Source organism: Burkholderia latens, assembly GCF_001718795.1.
Taxonomy (GTDB): Bacteria; Pseudomonadota; Gammaproteobacteria; order Burkholderiales; family Burkholderiaceae; genus Burkholderia; species Burkholderia latens_A.
Genome location: NZ_CP013438.1, coordinates 734953 through 755460, shown reverse-complemented (window position 1 = coordinate 755460; position 20508 = coordinate 734953). Strand labels below are relative to the sequence as shown.

Genomic DNA, 20508 nt, shown 5'->3' with positions numbered 1-20508 from the left:
TGGGTCAATGGCCGGGCGCGCCGGTCGTCGTCAGCGCCTTGGCCGGCGCAGCCTGCTTCACACGATCCTCGACGTAGCGGCGCACCGCGTCGGCCGCGACCTGCGCGTCGGCACCGCCGTACGGCACGGGGGCGACGAGGTCTTCCGGGCGCGCGAGCATCGCCGCGAGATTCGTGTAGGTCGCGCAGCCGAACGGCACGCCGGGCCGCCCGAATCCCGCATCGACGAGATGCGACGGCTGCATCAGCTTCGCGCAGTCGGGCGGCACCGCGCGCACGCCGTCAAATCCGATCGCACGTGCATCGGGCAGGTTGACCGGCGGCGGCGCCGACAGGCACGCCGCGAGCGCCAACGGCAAAGGCGCGGTGAACAACGTCCGAACTCGCATGCGCGCTCCTCCGTTCAGTACACGAAGCCCGCCGCGCCGACGAGACGCGGCGTGTCGCCCGACAACAGGTCGAGCCCGAGATTGCGCTGGATCGCGAACTCGAGATCGCTGCTCGGCCGCGCGACGGTGTCGAGCGCCTGCTCGAGCTGCCCGGGGCCGGTCGGCTGCACGATGTACGGCGTGACGATCACGACCACCTCGGTCTTGTTGTCCTGGAAGTTCTTCGACGAAAACAGCCGGCCGATGATCGGCAGCCGGCCGAGCCCCGGGATCTGCGACACGGTATTGGCCGTCTGGCTCTGCAGCAGCCCGCCGATCGCAAAGCTCTGCCCGCTCGACAGCTCGACCGTGGTTTCGACGCGGCGCACGGACAGGCCCGGCACCGTCACGCCGCCGGTCGTCACGCTGTTGTTCGGGTCGACCTCGCTCACCTCCGGGCGCACCTTCAGGCTGATCCGGTTGTCGGCGAGCACGGTCGGCGTGAAATCCAGCGACACGCCGAACGGCTTGAACTCCACGGTGATCGCGCCGGTCGTGTTGCCGGCCTGCGCGACCGGAATCGGAATCTCGCCGCCCGCGAGGAAGCTCGCGGTCTGGCCGGACATCGCGGTGAGATTCGGCTCCGCGAGCATCGTGATCAGCCCTTCCTGATCGAGCGCGTCGAGCACGAAGTCGATCGACCAGCGCCCCGCGCGGAAGCCGCCGAGCACCGAATACGCGCCGGTCGGCGACAGGTTGAACAGTTTCGTCGTCGGATCGAACAGCGTGCGCCCGCCGAACAGCCCGCCGACGAAATTGCCGGCCGCGCCGAGCGAGCTCCAGTTGATGCCGAGCTGTTGCGTGATGTTGCGGCTCACCTCGGTCACGCGCACACGCAGGTTCACCTGGATCGGCCGCGACAGCGTGAGCCGGTTGACGATCTTTTCCTTGTCGTTCACGTACGGCGCGAGCGACTGCATCACGGCGTCCGCGTCGGCCGCGCCCGGCACCTTGCCGGACACCATCAGCGAGCCCGGAGCGCCCGACACCGACAGCTTCAATTGCGGAAAACGGCTGTCGAGCACCGCCTGCAGCGATGCGGTGTCGACCTGCACGATCACCGTCCGGCGCAGGATTGGCCGATGGCTCGCGCCGAGCGCGATCAGCGTGGTCGTGCCGGCCTTCTTGCCGATCACGAACACGGTGCGCGGCGACGGCACCTGGATGTCCGCGATGCTCGGGTCCGCGACGAACATCGCGGTCGCCGGTTCCGGCAGCGACAGCATCTCGCCCTTGCCGGTCGCGATGGTCAACGCCGCGCCGGCGTCCGGCGCGTGCGCGCGCTGCGCGAGCGCGGCGCCCGGCGCGACGACACAGGCCAGCCACCAGAAAGCGATCCAACGAACCGTGCGCACCATGCGTGTTCCCGTCAAATACCGGCCGCCGAACGGCCCGTCCCGAATCGACACTGCGTCATCTCGTCACTGCGGCACCACCGCGCCCGGCACTTGCGCCGTCGTGCCGGCGACGTTGCCGGCGGCGGGCGCACCCTGCGCAACCGGCGTACCCGGCCAGCCGGACGGCAGCGGCGGAATGCCGGGCGTACCGATGCCGCCGCCACCGCGCGAGCCGTCGTCAACCGATGAGCCGCGATAGATCACAACCGTGTTGCCCTGCGGCACCGCCCGCGGGCCCGTGTCCGTTCTCGCGGCCGGCGAACGCGTCGCGTCGCGGAATGCGCGCGACACGTCGCCGGCCCACACCGGTGGCGTATCGGGCTCCTGTTCGCCGCCGCCTGCGGCCTCGCGGCGCTCGCGCGTGGCGAAGCTGCGCAGCGCGAGCGACAGCGAACCGAGGCGCGTGGCGACCAGCACGACCTGCGCGGTGCGAGGCGCGACCTCGAGCGTGACGGTGCGCGCGCGCACCGGCGCGTCGGCTGCGCTCGCGGGCGCCTTCGCACGCTGAAATTCCGAGCCGACCGCGAGCACGCGCGCGCGGCGCACGACCGTCTCCGCTTCGAACGTACCGGGTGTCGTCGCGGATCCGCCGATCTGCTGCGTGAGCACGACGTCGACGAAGTCGCCGGGCTGGATCAGCCCAGCGTTGCCCGACACGTCGTCGACCGGCACCGAGATCGCGCGCATGCCCGGTTGCAGCGCGGCAGCGAGAAAGTCCGGCGCGCCAGCCGGAATCACGTTTTCCGCGCGAATCGGCGCACCCGCGGCGACGCCATTGCGCAGCAGCGCCCCCTTCAGGTCCGCGCCCGGCTGGGATTCGAGGAACGCACCGGCCGGCGCCTGCGCGCGCGGCATGCGCTTCCATGCGAGATCGTTGTCGCGCAGCAGCAGCCCTTCCGGGAGGTCGGCCGCCGCGACTCGCACGTTGACGTCGCTAGCCGTGCCAGCTGCCGACGGCGTCGACGCGGCGACATAAACCTGGCGCAGGATGAACGCGCCGATGGCGGCGGCGACGATCAGCACGGCCATTCTCAGCGGTTTGGGCATGGCGGTGCGCGTCCCCCGGCTAGGTAAGCGAAACGACGCGGGAAAATGGCGCCCACACGGCCAGCGCGCCGCCCATCGCGAGCGCGACGCCGTACGGCACGCCGCGCGTCGCGAGTGTGCGGGTTGGCGCGCCGCCGTGACGATGCGCGACGATCGCCAGCGCAACGACGCCGCACGCCGCACCGCTCGCGCCGACGATCGTCAACACCGGAAACGCGAGCGCCGGGCCGGCCCACAGGAACACGGCCGCCGCCAGCTTCACGTCGCCGCCGCCGATCCAGCCCGCGCGATGCAGGACGCCGAACACGGCCAGCATCACCGTTGCGGTCGCAACATGGCCGGCGACGTGTGCGAGGCCGTCGCGCGCCAGCGCCGCCGCGGCGACGTACAGCATCGCGAACGCAAGCACCGTACGATTGGGCAACCGCCGCGCGCGAACGTCCTGCATCGCGAGCGACGCCAGCACGACCGTCGCCGCCGACTGTACGAGATAGAGCATCGGAGAGCCTTTCGTCGGCGCCCCCGTCCCGACACGTCTTAGCGCTGCGAATCCGTGTGTTGGCCGGCGGCGCGCGGGTTCAGGAGATCAGATCAGCCCTGCGACCTTGTTGATCAACGACGTGAATATGCTCTGCAGGCCCGTCGTTCCGCTGAGGTACGTGCCGACCGCCGCAAGCGCCACGACGATGATGCCGGCGAGAACCGCATATTCGAGCGAGCTGACGCCGCGTTCATCGCGCAGCAGGGACTTGACGTATTGCAGCATGACAACCTCCGTGTGACGGGGTCGGTGATCGACCGTTGAATGTAAAGACGCGGCGTTGCTTCGGGTGGCGTGCACTGCGTTTCGCCCATTCATGACTCATGCGGCGGCCCCGACATCGAGCCGTCCACATACCCCGGAATCCATTCGATCGCTGCAACGCGCGACGATCGGCCGCGGCCTCTGCCGGTTCGCTCGCGCGCTTGTTACGACACCGCATCGGCACACTGCGCATCGCGCCGATTCGTCTAGGGTATAGACAATTTTTTCGGCTATTTCAAATTATTTGGCGTCGGAATGTATTTACCGTGCAGCGCCTGCGACAACGAAATTCATGTGCGTTGCTTATTGTTTTTTTCAAAGCAGCGGCGGCCGTTCGTCGAAGTGCGGCGTAAGAATGAAAACGCCGGCGCGAGCATCCGGGAGAAACCTGCAACACCATGATTTTCATGGCGTTTTCGACCACCTCTTCGGGCCCTCCGCAACCCGTTCAGAAAAGGGAACACCCACTCCATTTATCGGTATCGTTTTCTCTTTCCCCCGCACGTCGAGGGAAAATATTGCACATCCCGATCGGCATGTGCGATGCGCACTCCGCGCAGTTTTCGTCATTTCGCAACGGTATCGCTGGCGATTTACCAACCCGAAATGCTGCGATAAGCGCGGTTGAGTCTTCTTTCACGAACGGTTGGTCACCAACGCGCAGCATGTCGCGCTTGCCGCGCGGCGCGGCGCGCCGGTACGCCCGCACACGCGTCGTTCACTCGCTTCCGCAGACTTCTCTCCGGCCCTCTGCAGCTTCCGCGAAATTGGCGCATCGTATCGGTTGGTCAACGCCGGCATCCCGCACGCGCGAGGGCGCGGCTCGTTCACGGAGAATCCATGATGTCGATCAATCCCGATACACCCTCTCGTCCGGTGAAGTCGCCGGGCCCCGATCATCCGATCCTGATCGAACCGCACTCGTCGCGCGTCGTCGTGAAGGTGGCGGGCAAGATCGTCGCCGACACGCGGCATGCACTTGTGCTGCGCGAGGCCAGCTACCCGGCCGTGCTGTACGTGCCGCGCGAAGACGCCGACATGTCGCTGCTCCAGCGTACCGGCCACGCGACGTACTGCCCGTACAAGGGCGATTGCGCGTACTACTCGATTCCTGCCGGCGGCGAACGCGCGACCAACGCGGTGTGGACGTACGAGCATCCGCATTCGGCCGTCGAGTCGATTCGCGGGCACCTCGCGTTCTATCCGGACCGCGTCGATTCGATCGACGAGAGCCCGCTCGTCAGCGAGTGAGCACGCCGTCCTGCCGCGTTGCCGTTCCCGTAGCGTCCGGCCGCTGATTTGCATATGCGGATTCATTGGTTGGCCGCCGGCGCGTGCTGCCCTATCGTCTCGGATCCGGCACGCGCCGGCAGCATGCGTTCCCCGGAACCGGCCGCAGCGCGTGCCGGTCGCACGATGCACGCGCGACCCGTGAACCCGCCAGCAGGACGCCTCGATGAACGACACACCGCACGCCCGACTTGAAACGCCCCCGGCGAACCCGCGCCGCCGCCGCTGGCTGCATGGCGCGGCCGCCACCGCTGCGGGGCTCGCGCTCGGCCCGCTCGCGGAGTTGGCTGCGCACGCGCAAGGCAGCGACAAGCGACTGCGGATCGGTTTCCAGAAATACGGCAACTTCGTCGTGCTCAAGGCGCGCGGCACGCTCGAGAAACGGCTCGCAAGCCAGGGCGTAACGGTGCAATGGCTGGAATTCCCGGCTGGTCCGCAGCTGCTCGAGGGGTTGAACGCGGGCGCGATCGACGTCGGCACGGTCGGCGAGACGCCGCCGATTTTCGCGCAGGCCGCCGGCGTCGACTTCGTCTATATCGGCAACGAGCCGCCGGCGCCGCACGGCGAAGCGATCGTCGTGCTGCCCGATTCGCCGATCCGCTCCGTCGCGCAACTGCGCGGCAAGAAGGTCGCGCTGAACAAGGGTTCGAACGTCCACTACCTGCTCGTGAAGGCGCTCGAACACGCGGGCCTCGCGTACACGGACATCCAGCCGATCTACCTGACGCCTGCCGACGCGCGCGCCGCGTTCGTGCAGCGCAGCGTCGACGCGTGGGTGATCTGGGATCCCTATCTCGCGGCCGCCGAACGACAACTCGGAGCACGCGTGATCGCGGATGGCGAAGGACTCGTGCGCAACACGCAGTACTACCTCGCTTCCCGGCAATATGCGGCCGCCCAGCGGCCGGTGCTGCGCGCGTTGCTAGACGAAGTCGATGCGGTCGACCGCTGGGGACGCGACCATGTCCCGGACGTCGCCGCACAGTTGTCGCCGCTCGTCGGCCTCGATGCACCGACGCTTGAAGTCGCGCTCAAACGCACCGGTTACGGCGTGCAGCCGATCACCGATGCGACGCTCGCGTATCAGCAGAACATCGCCGATGCGTTCAGCACGTTGAAGCTGATTCCCGGCAAGGTGACGGTCGCCAACGCGCGCTGACGCGCCGCCGCGCGGCGCGGCGGATCACGGCGCGGGCGCCGCGCCGATCCGCCGCCATTCGTCGTAGTCGATCACGAGCCCTGCATCGTCGACCGCGATATCGGCCGCATACGTGCCGCTCTCGTAGCGATAGACACGTTCGGCCGTGCGTGTATAGCGCTGCTCGCCGCGCACGAGGTCGAACGCCGGAAAGCGCAGCCACGCGGTATGAATGACTGCCGACGCACCGACCGCGAGCCCGAGACGCCGGATCGGCAGCGTGTTGGTCGACGGGCTGAAGCCGAGATCGATGTCGGTCGCGCCCGCCAGTGCCGGCGCATCGGCGCCGTCGATCGTCCAGCGTCCCGCTTCGCATTCGAATTGGAACTCGCGCGGCGGTTGCGCGTCGCGCCAGTGCGTGACGCGCACCGAGCGCGTCAACCAGTCCGCACCGCACGCAATCGCATAGTCGACGCGAAACGGCGTGCCGCCGATCGCGCCCGCGACCGAGCCCGACAGGTCGATGCCCGCGCGCGTTTCGGCGAGCCGGCACCATTCGGCACCCTGCCACGTCTGCACGATCTGCCACGCGACGCAGCGCGTGCGCGCGGCATCGTCCGTTTGGGATTCGGTCATGTCGGCCGTGTCACCACGCGCTGCGATAGATCGCCAATGCGTCGGCTTCGGTCACGTCGCGCGGATTGTTCACGAGCAGACGCGTCTGCAGCATCGCATCCGACGCCATCCTCGGCAGGTCGCCCTCGCCGATCCCGACTTCACGCAACGTGCGCGGAATGCCCGTCGCGACGATCAGCCGATCGATCTCGTCGATCAGTGCGCGGGTGCGCGCTTCGTCGCTGCCCGTCGCGGCCGGCGCGACGACCGCCGCGAGTTCCGCATACAGCGATGCGGCCGCCGGCGCGTTGAAGCGCAGCACGTGCGGCAGCACGAGCGCATTCGACAACCCGTGCGGCACGTGGAAAATGCCGCCGACCGGATAAGCGAGCGCATGCACGGCCGCGACCGGTGCGTTCGCGAACGCCTGACCCGCGAACATCGCGCCGACCAGCATCGCTTCGCGCGCGTGCCGATCGTTGCCGTCGTCGCAGGCTTTCAGCAGATTGCGCGACAGCAGCGTCAATGCGTGCACGGCCAGCATGTCGGACACCGGATTCTTCAGCCGCGACGACGTATAGGCCTCGATCGCGTGCACCATCGCGTCGATACCCGTCGCGGCCGTGGCCGCACGCGGCAAGCCGAGCGTCAGCTCGGCGTCGAGGATCGCAACGTCCGCGAACAGGTGCGGCGACACGACGCCCATCTTGCGCGCTTCGCCGACCGTGACGATCGCCACGGCCGTCACTTCGGAGCCGGTGCCGGCCGTGGTCGGCATCTGCACGAGCGGCAGCCGCGACGTCGTCACCTTGTCGACGCCGTACATGTCCGCGAGCGGCTGCCGGCCCGGCGCAAGCACCGCGATCAGCTTCGCGACGTCCATCGACGAACCGCCGCCGAGCCCGAGCACGATCTCCGCATCGGCCGCCACCGCCCGCGCGGTCGCTTCGAGCACGACGTGCTCGGGCGGATCGGCGATCACGTCGTCGATCACGGTCACGTGCCAGCCGTGGTCCGCCAGGCTCGCGAGCGCGGGCGCGAGCACGCCGCTGCGATGCAGGAACGCATCGGTGACGACGCACATCCGCGCGAGCGCCGGAAAGCGCTCGCGCAACAGCGCGCCGAGCCGGCGCGCGGCGCCGAATTCGACGATCTGCGTCGGAACGGTACGGAACTGAAACGGGTTCATCGGGCGCCTCCCGGTGGCGTCGCCGTGCCGGTGTCCGGCTGCACCATGTAGCACGTCACGTCGCGGCGATCGAGCAACGGAATGATCGCGCCGACGCCGATCCGCTGGAAATGCGGCGTTTCCCGATGCACGTCGAGGCCGTCCGCGCTGCGGTAGCGCTCGAGGATCACGATGTGATCGGGCTCGACCGGCGACCGGAAGTACGCGTAATCGATGTTCTTCGGCTCCGCGCGCGTGGCCGTCGCGAGTTCCGCGAGCAGTTCCACCACGCGGTCGCCGTTGCCGGGTTTCGCAAAGAAATGCGCGATGACCTGCAGATAAGGCTCGTTCATGCTGCACTCCATATTCGCCGGCGGCTCGCTGCGGCGAACCGTCATTCCAAGATGCGCGGTCGCTGGTCGATTCCGCTCATCGCACATGGCGGCCGGATGCGCGATACCGCGCGGACGCCTCGACGTCGCATTGTATTGAATCGGCGCAGCGCACGCAGCGCGCCGTCACGCATGCGAAGGCGACGCTCCGCGCGACGGATTCCCGTCGAAGCCGAGCGGACGCCGGTGCGGCGCCGGCTCCGGCGTCACGCGGTCTCGCCGCGACGCTTACCAGGGCACCGTGCGTCCAAGGTAGTCGAGGTATTCGAGCCCCGCGCGCCGCTGCTTGTCGATCAGCACGTTCACGAGGCTCGGCACGCTTTCGTCGATCGTCAATCGCGCATCGGGGCCGCCGAGTTCCGTGCGGACCCAGCCAGGCGCCATCAGCACCAGCGCGCGCCGCGTCGCGGCCTGACGCGCGGCGAAGCTGCGCATGAACTGGTTCAGCGCGGCCTTGCTGCCGCGGTAGACCTCGCGCATCCCGGTCACGTTGTTCGCGACGCTGCCTTGCCCCGACGACATCGCGCCAATCAGCCCGTCGTCGGGCACGAGATCGTGCAGCACCTCGATCGTGCGCATCGGCGCGAGCGCATTGGTAATCATCACGCGCACGAATTCGTCGGTCGCGACTTCGCCGATCGTCTGGTTCGGATCGTTGGTCGTGCCCGCATTCACGAACAGCATGTCGAAGCGCCGGCCCGCCAGACGTGCACGCAACGCGGACAATTGCGCGGGTTCGCAGATATCCAGCGTATCGATGTCGAGCCGTCCGTCGGCCCGCTCGGCCAGCTCGTGCAGCTTCGTGCGGCCCGATCCCGCGCGAACCGTGCCTGTCACGTGCCAGCCCTTGTTCAGGAATTGCTCGGCCATCGCGAGCCCGAGCCCGCGCGACGCCGCGACGAGCAGGATGGATCGCGCGCCCGTGGCGGATACAGTCGATTGCATGATGTCTGCCTTTGCCGAAGTCCGTGATCCAGCCACTATAGGAATGCGTCGACAGATGCACCAGACGCATGACAATCAATCGATAGTTGCATCGGACGCCCTGTCACATCGTGCGATGCCTTATGCTGTCCGGATGGACGACATCGACCTGAACCTCGTCACCGCGCTCGACGCGCTGCTGACCGAAGCCAGCGTGACCGCTGCGGCGCGCCGGCTCGGACTGAGCACGTCGGCAATGAGCCGCACGCTCGCCCGGCTGCGCGCCGCCACCGGCGATCAACTGCTCGTGCGGGCGGGACGCCGGCTCGTCCCGACGCCGCATGCGGCGGCCTTGCGCGATCGCGTGCATGCGGTCGCAGCCGATGCACGCGCGGTGCTGCGACCCGCAACCGCCGGCATCGACATGGCGACGCTGTCGTCGACGTTCACGATCCGCGCCGGGGCGTCGTTCATGGACATGCTCGCCGCTCCGGTGGTCGCCGCAATCGGCGACATCGCCCCCGGCGTGCGCGTGCGTTTCGTCGCCAAGCCCGACCGCGACCCCGCGCCGCTGCGCGACGGCACGGTCGACCTGGAAATCGGCAAGCGCGGCGACGACGCGCCGGAGCTGCACACGCGCGAGCTGTTTCACGACCGGCACGTCGCGGTGGCGCGCGCCGGGCATCCGCTGTTCTCGTCGGGCAGCGGCACGGGCAAGGTCACGCGCGCCCGCTATGCGGGCTGCCGCCACGTGATCGCGGCACAGCTCGGCGATTTCGGCGGGCCGGCGGACGATCCGGCTGGCCCGCTCGCGCCATCGCACGCGGTGCACGTCGTCGTGCCGGGCTATCCCGATGCGATGCGCGTCGCAGCGGGCACGGACCTCATTGCGCTCGTGCCGCGCTCGAGCCTCGGCAACGCGTTCACGCCCGGCGTCGCGGACGCGCTGGGCCTGCGCAGCTTCGAGATACCCATCCCGTTGCCGGAGATCCTCGTGTCCGCGCTATGGCATCCGCGCATGCACGGCGACGCGGCGCATCGCCGGCTGCGCGATGCCGTGATCGACGTGTGCAAGCGCGCATATCCGGAGGCCCGCCCGCGCTGACGAGCGGGCACGGCGCGCACGCCCGGCCATCCTGATCGGGCACCGTTATCCCGAATCCCGGCGTTTGCAGCCGGCGCGGGCGCCGGCGGGCCCTTCGGCTAAAATGCCGCACTTTCCACCTTGTCCGGCCCGCTCGCCATGCAACCCGCTTCCCCTGCCCGATCCGTGTCCCACGCCGACACCGATCCGTCGCACGACCTCGTCTACGGCCCGAACGACCGGCCCGCGCCGATGGTGGCCTTCGTCGCCGCGCTCCAGCACCTGCTGGCGATCATCGTGCCGATCGTCACGCCGGGTCTGCTGATCTGCCAGGCGCTCGGCGTGTCGAGCCGCGATACGACCCTGATCGTGTCGATGTCGCTGGTGATTTCCGGCATCGCGACCTTCGTGCAATGCAAGCGCTTCGGCCCGCTCGGCGCCGGCCTGCTGATCGTCCAGGGCACGAGCTTCAACTTCGTCGGCCCGCTGATCGCCGGCGGCAGCCTGATGGTCAAGCAAGGCACGCCGGTCGAAACGGTGATGGCGGCGATCTTCGGCGTCGTGATCGCCGGTTCGTTCGTCGAGATGGGCGTGTCGCGCATCCTGCCGTTCGTGAAGCGCCTGATCACGCCGCTCGTCACCGGGATCGTGGTGCTGCTGATCGGCCTCACGCTGATCAAGGTCGGCCTCGTCAGCATGGGCGGCGGCTTCGGCGCGATGGCGAACGGCACGTTCGCGAGCGCGCAGAACCTGACGCTGTCTTGCCTCGTGCTCGGCACCATCATCCTGCTGAATCGCGTGCCGATCGTGTGGGTGCGCAGCACGGCGCTCGTGATCGCGCTGGCGATCGGGTATGCGGCGGCCGCGATGCTCGGCCGCCTCGACTTTACCGGCATGCATCAGGCCGCGCTGTTCCAGATTCCGACGCCGCTGCACTTCGGGATCGGCTTCTCGTGGTCGCTGTTCGTGCCGATGCTGATCATCTACCTCGTCACGTCGCTCGAAGCGATCGGCGACGTCACCGCCACCAGCAAGATCTCGAAGGAGCCGGTCGAAGGGCCGGTGTGGATGCGGCGGATCAAGGGCGGCGTGCTCGTGAACGGCGCGAACTCGCTGCTGGCCGGCGTGTTCAACACGTTCCCGAGCTCCGTGTTCGCGCAGAACAACGGCGTGATCCAGATCACCGGCGTCGCGAGCCGCTACGTCGGCATCTGGATCGCCGGCATGCTCGTCGTGCTCGGGCTGTTCCCGGTCGTCGCGGGCGCGCTGCAGGCCGTGCCGGAGCCGGTGCTCGGCGGCGCGGCGATGGTGATGTTCGGCGCTGTGGCCGCATCCGGCATCAACATCCTGTCGGGCATCCACCTCGACCGCCGCGCGCTGCTGATCATTGCGGTGTCGCTCGCGCTGGGTCTCGGCGTGTCGCAGGTGCCGGACATCCTGAACAGCCTGCCGCATGCGCTGAAGAACGTGCTGGAATCGGGCGTCGCAACGGGCGGCATCTGCGCGCTGGTGATGAACTGGTTCCTGCCGGAACAGAATTAATCGCGGGCGTTGCGCGACGACGTCGCGCGATCGACGCACCGCGATGCCCGGCTCTGGCCCCGACAGATCGGCTTGGCCGGGCGCCCGACACTCGCTAGAATCGGTTCATGCCTCAAATCCTTTCGCCCAAGACGCTGGAAACCGGCACCGTTTCGATCAAGGAACGGGCGACCGTCGTCTGCTTTCGCGACGAACAGGTGCTGCTGGTCGCGCGCGCATCGTCGCGCTGGGCGCTGCCGGGCGGCACGATCAAGCGCAGCGAAACGCCGCTCGACGCCGCACACCGCGAACTGGAAGAGGAAACCGGCATCACCGGCCAGGCCCTCGTCTACTCGATGCATTTCACCGGGCTTGCGAAAGTTCATCACGTGTTCTTCGCCGAAGTCGGCCCCGATCACACGCCGCAGGCAAGCAACGAGATCGACAAGTGCAAGTGGTTTCGCATCGACAGCGTCGAGAAACTGCGCGCGAGCATCCCGACGAAACGCATCGTCGAGCTCGTGTACGAGCATGAAGTCCTCAAGTAGGTAGACGCCCCACCCCCAACGGCCCGCATGAGCCGATATCATGCGCCCACGGTCCGTCGTCGCGTTCCCTTTCGAGCGAGCTGCAGATGAACAGTGCGTACACCTACCGCGGATACACGATCGATGTCCGCTGCGAATTCCGGCTCGCCCCGCCGCGCGACCACGCGCCGCCACCCGACGCGCTGCGCTTCGGGTTCGTCGCGGTCGTGCAGGTACGCACGGCCGGCAGCGCGCCGCGCCTGCTCACGCCAGTCCGCCTCGCGGACGACGGCGGCCGCCTGTTCGACGACACGCTCCACGCGTTGCGCGCCGGCCGCGCGGCTGGCGAAATCATCGTCGACGATCTGTTGATCGATGCGGGGCCGCCGGACGGGCGAACGCATTCATGACGCGCCGGCCGGACTGCGGCGGGCTGCGGATCGGCGGTGCGCGCGCTCAGTACACGCGTTTGCGTCGCAGTTCGTGCGCCGAATAGACGGCGAGGAAGATGCCCAGCATCGCGATGCCGGATGCCATGAATTCGTTTGCGGTTCCCGCACTGTGCAGCGCCTTCGGGAACATGCCGAGACTCAGTCCAGCGGCAGCCAGCAGTACGCCGGCCGCCACACCCCATACCGGTACGGTGGTCTTTTCGATTGTGTTTTTCATACAGCATCCGTCTACAGTCATTGCCTGAACGGTGGCGGCGCATTACGCCGTCGCTATCGTTCACGTTTGGACTATAGCGACGAAACAATTCGCGCGAATTTGGTGCTTTTACCGATCAAGTTTTTGCAGGTCGTGATCGGGCGTACTCGGCCGCGTCATAAAAGCGGCACGGTCATCGCGCAGATTCGATCGCCGCGCGCCGCAATCGAGCGGCGCCGCCGCGGCGCGGCCGTCGTGAGCGGCGCGATCTCCGGCTAAGTCGCGCCGATCGAAGCCGGCGGGACTGTGTACGCCGAACAAGGCGGCAAGAAAGGGGTTATCGCATTGCTCGCCGCGGCGAGCGTGGTCGGCGCGCTCGGCGGGTGCGTCGCCTATGTTGCGGGCCCGCCGGTCGTCGTCGCACCGCAAGGCGGGCCGGGGAACGGGTTCTGCCCGCCCGGGCAGGCAAAGAAAGGCAATTGCTGATTGACCGAGGGCCCGCGTGATGCGGGCCTTCCATCGTCGGCCATCCGGCCACGACGCATGACGGACCCGATTCGCTACCGGCCGACGGTGATGCAGCTTCCAGGTTGAGCCGCAACGTCGCAACCGGTTGCCGACGGCGACACCTTGGCCGCCCGGCACACGCATTGCTCGTCGCTCCCCGATATCACGACCGGGGGATTCGGATGGCGACGGTGGACCAGCGACTGCGCGATCTGCGCCGGACGATGCGCGAGCGCTTCGGGATCGCGCGCCTGCGCGACGGACAAGAGGACATCATCCGCAGCGTATTGGCACGGCGCGACACGCTTGCGACGATGCCTTCCGGGGCGGGCAAGTCGCTGTGCTACCAGTTGCCGGCCCTGCATCTGAACGGCATGACGCTCGTCGTGTCGCCGCTGATTTCTTTGATGAAGGATCAAGCCGACAAGCTGCAGGCGCTCGGCATCGACTGCGTGTTGCTGAATAGCACGCTCGGGCGTCAGGACGAGCGATCGGCATTGCAAGCGTTGCGCGACGGCCGCCCGCGCATCGTGTTCGTGACGCCGGAACGCCTCGCGCAGCCCGCGTTCGTCGACGTCCTCGCCGGTCGCACGCAGCCGCGCGTGGAACTCGTCGTCGTGGACGAAGCGCACTGCGTGTCGAAGTGGGGGCACGATTTCCGGCCGGCATTTCTCGATATCGCGCACGCGGTAGAGACGATGGGCGGCCCGCCGGTCCTTGCGCTCACCGCCACCGCGACGCCGGAAGTCGTCGAAGACATCGTGCACGCATTGCGGCTGCGCGACCCCGCGATCGTGCGCACGGGTACGTACCGGCCCAACTTGCGCTACCGCGTGATTCATACGGGCGCCGGACACGGACGCCGCGAAGCCGCACGCGCGCTCGAACTCAAGCAACGGCGGCTGCTCGATCTGACCAGCGAACTGCAAGGCCCGGGCATCGTCTATGTCGCGACCGTGCGCGAGGTTCAACGCGTATGGGCGTGGCTGGCGGCGAGCGGAGAAAGCGTCGCCCGCTACCACGGACGGCTGGCGGCCCGGGAACGCCGCGACGAGCAGGACCGCTTCATGAACGGCGACGCGCGCCTGATCGTCGCCACGAACGCGTTCGGCATGGGCATCGACAAGCCGGACGTGCGCTTCGTCATTCACTACCAGATCCCCGGCAATCTGGACGCGTATTACCAGGAAACGGGGCGCGCGGGGCGCGATGGAGAAAATGCCGATTGCGTGCTGCTGTTCGATCTCAACGATCGCCGCATTCAGCAGTTCTTCCTTGCAGGAAAGTATCCCGACGCCGAACTGGCGTTGCAGGTGTTCGACGCCATTGCGGCAGCGTCAGGCGGCGACGCGCAGTGCGAACCCGCACCGCCGTCCGCTGTACCCGGCGGCACTGCCGTGCCCGCGAAAGCGCTGGCGGAACGGCTGACGGATGTTCCGTCCGGCAAGCTCGATGTGGCGCTCGCGATGTTGATCGACGCACGTATCGTTCAGCGCGATCGTCGGCATTGCTACCGGTTGCGCAAGGGCGCGGCGCACGCGCCATTGCGCGCAGCGGTTCCGGCTGCCGCTCAGCAGTTCGTGCGGATGCGCGAGCGGGACCGCGACGCATTGCAGCAGATGATCGATTACGCGCAAAGCGCGCGCTGCCGCTGGCGGCTGATGCTCGAGTACTACGAAGAAGACACGAAGATGGAGCGCTGCGGCACGTGCGACAACTGCCTCCATCCGCCGCATGTCGAGCCGCTGCCCGACGTGCATTCGCCCGCGGCGATCGCGCGCCGCCGTACCGGACAGCTTGCCGAGCGAAAGCGCGGATGGATCCGTGGAGAAAAGGCGCGTGTCGCGCGTTTCGGTGTGGGCGAAGTCGTCATGTCGACCGACGAGCAGGTCGCGATCCTGTTTCCCGACGGAAACGTGCGCACCTTCATCGCGGATCGCGTGCGACACGTGCGCGATGGCGAGCCGCGAAATCGCGATGCATAGTGCACGTTGCGATCGCCGCAACGTCAATCCGGACGACGATGGTTGAACCGGCCCGACGACTTAGCGACGGCAAAAGACGCGAGCGCCCGCCCGCGCCCGCGTCGCGCCCCGCCGCGATACGCGTTCAACCGAGCCGATAAACGTGCGTGACGGTCCTGCGGAACAACGCGTCGCGCTCGTCCGGGCTGGCGTGCGCCGTCAGCCGCTTGAACGCATTCCAGCCGTTCACGAACGAATACGAGCCCTTGTCGACCGGGAAATTGCTCTCGAACATGCAGCGCTCGGGACCGAACGCCTCGATGCACGTGAGCATCCACGGCTTCCACGCTGCAGCGAGCTCTTCTGACGACGGCGGGCGCGCGCCCTTCTCGAAATCGAAGCCGTTGATCCGCATGCCGAGACCGCCGACCTTCACGAATACGTTCGGCAGCCGCGCCAGTTCGCGCATCGACGTCGACCATTGTTCGAAGACTTCCGGGCGCTTGTCCGCATAGCTCGCGATCCGAACCACGCCGCCGCAGTGATTGACGACGATCCGCGTATCGGGATTCGCCTTCGCCAGATCGAACAGCTCGGGCAATTGCGGAAAGAACAGCCACGCATCGTACGACAACCCGAGCGGCGCGAGCTGGGCAACGCCGGCCCGGTACGCGGGATCGAGCAACAACCCGCGCGGCACCGCCGACAACGGGTTGGCGAGCGATGGATCGGCGTCCCACGTCGTCAGGTGTCGAACGCCGCGGAAGCGGCCACGACCGGCGTCGATATGCGCTTCGAGCACATCGCGCACGCGCTGTCCGAGCCGCAGGTCCGCATGCCCGACGATGCCTTTCGCGACGGCCGGACTGCTGCGCTGCAGCGGCTCGGTTACGCCGGCGACGTAAGCCGTCTCACCGACCGGTTTCAGTTCGACCGGCCCCGCCTCCCGATAGCGCGTCAACGCCTGCATGTACACGGATGCCTGGATGTTGTGGCCGGACCGCGCATCCTGCAGATAGTCGTCGAGCATGTAGATCCATCCCGGCCGCTCGTAGAAGTGGTGATGCGCGTCGACGATCGGCAGCGTAGGTTCGAGCGCAGGTTCGAGCGCCGAGGCCAGCCAGTCGTTGCGCACCGCGAGATAGTTGCTTTGCGTCGTCATGCGGGAAGCTCCGTTTTCAGCCGGTGTGCGCGTGTCGGCCCATGCAGGCAGCGCGAGCGATGCGGCGGCCGCGCCGAGCAGGCGGCGCCGTTTGAGCGAAAGCGTCATGTCATTCACTCCGGTCGAATGCGTACAGCGACAGCGTCAGCAGCGTCGTGAGCGCCAGCACGATCGCGAGGCCGAGCATCCCGGCCGTGAAGGTGCCGAAGCTGTCCTTCAGGTAACCGACCAGATACGGTCCCGCGAATCCGCCGAGCGCGCCGATCGAATTGATCAGTGCGAGCCCCCCGGCCGCCGCCTGGCCGGACAGGAAACGCGACGGCAGCGTATAGAAGATCGTGCGTCCGGCAATCGTGCCGATCAGCGCGAGCGTGATGCCGGCGAGCGCAGGGCCGAGCGTCAGGAAATGCGTCGACACGCCGAGCGCCACCGCGCCGATGGCCAGGCCGATCGCGAGGTTCGCAATCGGGCCGCCGCGCCGATCCACCCGCTTCGCCCACCACAGCAGCGCGACAGTGGCGAAGAAGTACGGCACCGCCGACAGCCAGCCGGTCTGCATCGTCGACATCCCGTGCGCCTTCAGCATCTGCGGCAGCCAGATGCCGATGCCGTACGACCCCATCGTGAAGCCGAACGAGATCAGCGCGAGCACGTACACGCGCACGTCGCGCAGGGCGACGCCGAAGCGCTTCTTGCGGCCGGCCGCGGCACCTTCGCGCTCGAACGCGCGCTGCAGCGCGGCGCGCTCGTCACCCGACAGCCACGCAGCCGTTGCCGGCGAATCGGACAGCAGCTTCAGTACGAGAAAGCCGAGCGCGCATGCGGGCAACCCTTCGACGATGAACATCCACTTCCATCCCGCGAGCCCGAGCACGCCGTCGAGCTGCAGCAGCCACGTCGACAGCGGCCCGCCGATCAGCGACGACAGCGGCGTCGACACGGTGAACCACGCGAGCACGCGCGTGCGGTAACTGGCCGGAAACCACACCGCGAGGAAAAAGATCACGCCCGGAAAAAACCCTGCCTCGCCGATGCCGAGCAGCATCCGGATCGCGTAGAAACTGGTCGGTCCCGTCGCGAGCGCGGTCGCCGCCGCCATCAAGCCCCATGTGATCATGATCCGCGCGAGCCAGCGCCGCGCGCCGAAGCGGTACAACGCGAGATTGCTCGGCACTTCGAACACGCAATAGCCGGCGAACATGATCCCCGCGCCCCAGCCGAACTGCGTGGCGGTCAAGCCGAGATCGCGATTCATCGTCAGCGCCGCGAATCCGACGCTCGTGCGGTCGAGATAGTTGAAGAAATACGCGAGCGCGAGCAGTGGAATGAAGCGCCATGCGGCCTTGCGCACGGCCCGTTGCTCGATCGACGCGTCGGTCTCGCGATCGGCGGCAAGCGCCGGGGAAGCGGATGTCATGGTTGTCTCCGTGGATGCGCATTCCGCGCCCGCGCGGACGCGCGGCCGGGATGCGTTGTTCGTTCGGTGGATCGCAGCGGCGCTATGCGCTCGCCACTTCGTTCGGCGACGGCCGGTCAACCGGCTCGCCTCGCACGCCCGGCCGCTCCGGCGGCCGGCCGTCCGCACCGCGCTCGCACGGCCCCGCGACGACGCCGGCTTCGATCAGCGCCCATGCGTCGTCCCGCGTATAGCCGAGTTCGCCCAACAGCGCGCAGGTGTCCTGACCGAGCGCGGGCGGCGCCGAGCGCAGCCGCAGGCGCTCGCCGGCGAGCGTGAGCGGCAGCAGCGCGGTGCGCGTGTCGACGGGCCGGCCGGCGCTGCTCGCGTCGGCCGGCAGCGTCACGGCTTCGAGGCCGCCCGTTGCGAGCAGATGCGGATCGTCGAACAAGTCCTGCGGCTTCGTGATCGGCGCATACGGCAGCCCGATCGATTCGAAGATCGCGCCGATCTCGTCGGCCGAATGCGCGGCGAGCCGTGCGCGCAACTCGGGCAGCAGCCACTCGCGCGCCTGCACGCGCAGGTTGTTGGTGGCAAGACGTGCATCGTCCTTCAACGCGGTGAAGCCGAATGCATCGCAGAACAGCGCCCACTGCGTGTCCGACACGACTGCGACGAAGATCTGTTCGCCGTCCTTCACCGAAAACACGTCGTACACGGCCCATGCGGAGATCCGGCTCGGCATCGGCGACGCGGCCTGCCCCGTCACCGCGAACTGCATCATGTGCTGCGCGACGAGGAACACGTTGTTCTCGAACAGCGCACTCTGCACCTGCTGACCCTGGCCGGTGCGTTCGCGCTGCGCGAGCGCGGCCATCGCGCCGATCGCGCCGAACATTCCGCCCATGATGTCGTTGACGCTCGCCCCAGCCCGCAGCGGCCGGCCTTCCGGGCCGGTCATATACGCGAGGCCGCCCATCATCTGCACGACTTCGTCGAGTGCGGTGCGATGTTCGTACGGTCCCGGCAGAAAGCCCTTGTGCGATACGTACACCAGACGCGGATTCATCGACGACAGCGCCGGATAACCGAGGCCGAGCCGCTCCATCGTGCCGCTCTTGAAGTTCTCGCTGAACACGTCGGCCGTCGCAACGAGCCGCCGCACGATCTGGAGCCCGCGCGGATCCTTCACGTCGACCGCCACGCTCTTCTTGTTGCGGTTGAACATCCCGAAGAAGCCCGCGCCGGACCCGCGCAGCGCGCGCGTGCTGTCGCCAGCGATCGGTTCGATCTTGATGACTTCGGCGCCCAGATCCGCGAGCAGCATCCCGCAGGTTGGGCCCATCACCATGTGGGTCATCTCGATTACACGCACGCCTTCGTATGGCAGCGGCGAAGCCGGTTGACGATCGTTCATTGCACGACTCCTGCTACGCAGCCTTCCGGCTGGACCGCGGCCGGCGCGCGGCCGTCCGCATAACGGAAACCCTTCGGCAACCCGGCGTCCGCCACGTGGCCGTACAGCGCCTCGGCCGGCAACGCCGCATGCAGGATCGCGCGCGCGGCGAGCAACGCGTCGACGTCGATGCCCGTGTCGTATCCCATCGCCTCCAGCAGGAACACGAGATCCTCGGTCACGATGTTGCCGGTCGCGCCAGGCGCATACGGGCAGCCGCCCAGGCCGGCCTGGCTCGCGTCGATCGTCGTCACGCCGGCGTCGAGTGCGGCGACCACGTTGGCGAGCCCCTGCCCGCGCGTGTTGTGGAAGTGCGCGCCGCCGGCCTTGTCGCCCACCTCGCGCCGCAGCCGCGTGAACAGCCGGCGCACCTGCACCGGGTTCGCGTAGCCGCTGGTATCGGACAGGCCGATCTCGTCGACGCCGCATTCGGCCATCGCGACGGCCATCGCGATCGTCTCGTCGTCCGACACCGCGCCGGCGAGCGTGCAGCCGAACGCCACCGACACGCCCGCCTCGATCTGCACCGACGGAAACCTCGCATCGCGCAGCGCGACGATCGCGCGCACCTCGTCGATCATCTGCGCGGGGGTCTTGCGGATATTCGCGAGCGAGTGCGCGTCGGTCACCGATACGGGCAACGTCAGCTTGTGCACGCCTGCGTCGAACGCACTTTCGGCGCCCCGCAGGTTCGGCGCGAGTGCGGCGACGTGCAACCCGGGAATCCCCAGCGCATGAGCGACGACTTCCCGCACGTCCGCCATCTGCGGCAGCAGTCGCGCGGGCACGAACGACCCGACCTCGATCTCGCGCAGCCCGGCCGCGGCAAGCGCCGAGATCCATTGCAGTTTGTCGGCCGTCGGCATGACGGCCTTGATGCTCTGCAGGCCGTCGCGCGGCCCGACTTCGCTGACCAGCACCTTCGGACTTTCGGAAATACGCATTGGGCGCCTCACTGTTCCATCTGAAAGAACGTCATTCTGTTTGATAGAACTTTAGGGGCGCAGAAGGGCACTCGGAAGCGGGGTATACCCGTGAAA

Annotated in this window: 22 protein-coding genes; 8 read left to right on the top strand and 14 right to left on the bottom strand. The window is 67.9% G+C overall.

The features are described 5' to 3' along the window. Positions 1–4: 4 nt before the first annotated feature. From WK25_RS22750 to WK25_RS22730, 5 genes are all read right to left on the bottom strand, one after another. The gene (locus tag WK25_RS22750) at positions 5–388 is read right to left on the bottom strand and encodes a CpaD family pilus assembly lipoprotein (RefSeq protein ID WP_040139530.1); all 384 of its coding nucleotides are present in this window, start codon (positions 386–388) and stop codon (positions 5–7) included. Positions 389–402: 14 nt separating this feature from the next. Further along, on the bottom strand, positions 403–1785 hold the full coding sequence (locus WK25_RS22745) for a type II and III secretion system protein family protein (protein WP_040139529.1): 1383 nt from the start codon (positions 1783–1785) through the stop codon (positions 403–405). Positions 1786–1848: 63 nt separating this feature from the next. Continuing rightward, on the bottom strand, positions 1849–2871 hold the full coding sequence (gene cpaB / locus WK25_RS22740; protein WP_069242800.1) for a Flp pilus assembly protein CpaB: 1023 nt from the start codon (positions 2869–2871) through the stop codon (positions 1849–1851). A 19-nt stretch (positions 2872–2890) separates the two neighbouring features. After that, the gene (locus tag WK25_RS22735) at positions 2891–3370 is read right to left on the bottom strand and encodes an A24 family peptidase (protein WP_069242799.1); all 480 of its coding nucleotides are present in this window, start codon (positions 3368–3370) and stop codon (positions 2891–2893) included. 87 nt (positions 3371–3457) lie between these two features. Next, a complete protein-coding gene (locus tag WK25_RS22730; protein ID WP_040139526.1) occupies positions 3458–3637 on the bottom strand; it encodes a Flp family type IVb pilin in 180 nt (59 codons plus the stop codon). Positions 3638–4519: 882 nt separating this feature from the next. Between WK25_RS22730 and WK25_RS22725 the strand changes: the two genes are divergently transcribed. Then, positions 4520–4927, top strand: a complete 408-nt coding sequence (locus WK25_RS22725) for a DUF427 domain-containing protein (protein ID WP_069243501.1) — start codon at positions 4520–4522, stop codon at positions 4925–4927. 205 nt (positions 4928–5132) lie between these two features. Further along, the gene (locus tag WK25_RS22720) at positions 5133–6125 is read left to right on the top strand and encodes a sulfonate ABC transporter substrate-binding protein (RefSeq protein ID WP_059546566.1); all 993 of its coding nucleotides are present in this window, start codon (positions 5133–5135) and stop codon (positions 6123–6125) included. Between the two features lie 24 nt (positions 6126–6149). Here WK25_RS22720 and WK25_RS22715 read toward each other — a convergent pair whose 3' ends face one another. From WK25_RS22715 to WK25_RS22700, 4 genes are all read right to left on the bottom strand, one after another. Continuing rightward, positions 6150–6740, bottom strand: a complete 591-nt coding sequence (locus tag WK25_RS22715; protein WP_040139523.1) for a putative glycolipid-binding domain-containing protein — start codon at positions 6738–6740, stop codon at positions 6150–6152. Positions 6741–6750: 10 nt separating this feature from the next. Next, a complete protein-coding gene (locus WK25_RS22710) occupies positions 6751–7908 on the bottom strand; it encodes an iron-containing alcohol dehydrogenase (protein WP_069242798.1) in 1158 nt (385 codons plus the stop codon). Continuing rightward, positions 7905–8240, bottom strand: coding sequence for a putative quinol monooxygenase (locus WK25_RS22705; RefSeq protein ID WP_040141051.1), 336 nt, complete (start codon positions 8238–8240; stop codon positions 7905–7907). Before WK25_RS22705 ends, WK25_RS22710 begins: the two co-directional genes overlap by 4 nt. Positions 8241–8507: 267 nt before the next feature. Further along, entirely contained in the window at positions 8508–9224 is a 717-nt protein-coding gene (locus WK25_RS22700) for an SDR family NAD(P)-dependent oxidoreductase (RefSeq protein WP_069242797.1), read from the bottom strand. Positions 9225–9357: 133 nt separating this feature from the next. Here WK25_RS22700 and WK25_RS22695 point away from each other — a divergent pair, with 133 nt between their 5' ends. The 4 genes from WK25_RS22695 to WK25_RS22680 all read left to right on the top strand — a co-directional run bounded on the left by WK25_RS22695 (position 9358) and on the right by WK25_RS22680 (position 12745). After that, positions 9358–10308, top strand: a complete 951-nt coding sequence (locus WK25_RS22695) for a LysR family transcriptional regulator (protein ID WP_069242796.1) — start codon at positions 9358–9360, stop codon at positions 10306–10308. Between the two features lie 138 nt (positions 10309–10446). Then, entirely contained in the window at positions 10447–11829 is a 1383-nt protein-coding gene (locus tag WK25_RS22690; protein WP_040139519.1) for a nucleobase:cation symporter-2 family protein, read from the top strand. Positions 11830–11936: 107 nt separating this feature from the next. Then, positions 11937–12356, top strand: coding sequence for an NUDIX hydrolase (locus WK25_RS22685; protein WP_069242795.1), 420 nt, complete (start codon positions 11937–11939; stop codon positions 12354–12356). 86 nt (positions 12357–12442) lie between these two features. After that, positions 12443–12745, top strand: a complete 303-nt coding sequence (locus tag WK25_RS22680; protein ID WP_040139517.1) for a hypothetical protein — start codon at positions 12443–12445, stop codon at positions 12743–12745. Positions 12746–12791: 46 nt separating this feature from the next. Here WK25_RS22680 and WK25_RS22675 read toward each other — a convergent pair whose 3' ends face one another. Beyond that, entirely contained in the window at positions 12792–13004 is a 213-nt protein-coding gene (locus tag WK25_RS22675; protein WP_040139516.1) for a hypothetical protein, read from the bottom strand. A gap of 285 nt (positions 13005–13289) precedes the next feature. On the opposite strand from WK25_RS22675, the gene WK25_RS22665 reads away from it, so the two are divergent. Both WK25_RS22665 and WK25_RS22660 read left to right on the top strand, forming a co-directional pair. Continuing rightward, positions 13290–13469 carry a hypothetical protein gene (locus tag WK25_RS22665; RefSeq protein ID WP_040141049.1) on the top strand — a complete coding sequence of 60 codons (180 nt, stop codon included), beginning with the start codon at positions 13290–13292 and terminating at the stop codon, positions 13467–13469. A gap of 203 nt (positions 13470–13672) precedes the next feature. Continuing rightward, the gene (locus WK25_RS22660) at positions 13673–15475 is read left to right on the top strand and encodes a RecQ family ATP-dependent DNA helicase (protein ID WP_069242793.1); all 1803 of its coding nucleotides are present in this window, start codon (positions 13673–13675) and stop codon (positions 15473–15475) included. Between the two features lie 124 nt (positions 15476–15599). Here WK25_RS22660 and WK25_RS22655 read toward each other — a convergent pair whose 3' ends face one another. From WK25_RS22655 to WK25_RS22640, 4 genes are all read right to left on the bottom strand, one after another. After that, positions 15600–16724 (bottom strand): amidohydrolase family protein, encoded by a 1125-nt coding sequence (locus WK25_RS22655; protein ID WP_069242792.1) that lies wholly within the window; start codon positions 16722–16724, stop codon positions 15600–15602. A gap of 1 nt (position 16725) precedes the next feature. Then, the gene (locus WK25_RS22650; RefSeq protein ID WP_040139513.1) at positions 16726–18033 is read right to left on the bottom strand and encodes an MFS transporter; all 1308 of its coding nucleotides are present in this window, start codon (positions 18031–18033) and stop codon (positions 16726–16728) included. 82 nt (positions 18034–18115) lie between these two features. Then, positions 18116–19429 carry a CaiB/BaiF CoA transferase family protein gene (locus WK25_RS22645; protein ID WP_069242791.1) on the bottom strand — a complete coding sequence of 438 codons (1314 nt, stop codon included), beginning with the start codon at positions 19427–19429 and terminating at the stop codon, positions 18116–18118. Continuing rightward, a complete protein-coding gene (locus tag WK25_RS22640; RefSeq protein WP_059546549.1) occupies positions 19426–20412 on the bottom strand; it encodes a hydroxymethylglutaryl-CoA lyase in 987 nt (328 codons plus the stop codon). Before WK25_RS22640 ends, WK25_RS22645 begins: the two co-directional genes overlap by 4 nt. Between the last annotated feature and the right edge of the window lie 96 nt (positions 20413–20508).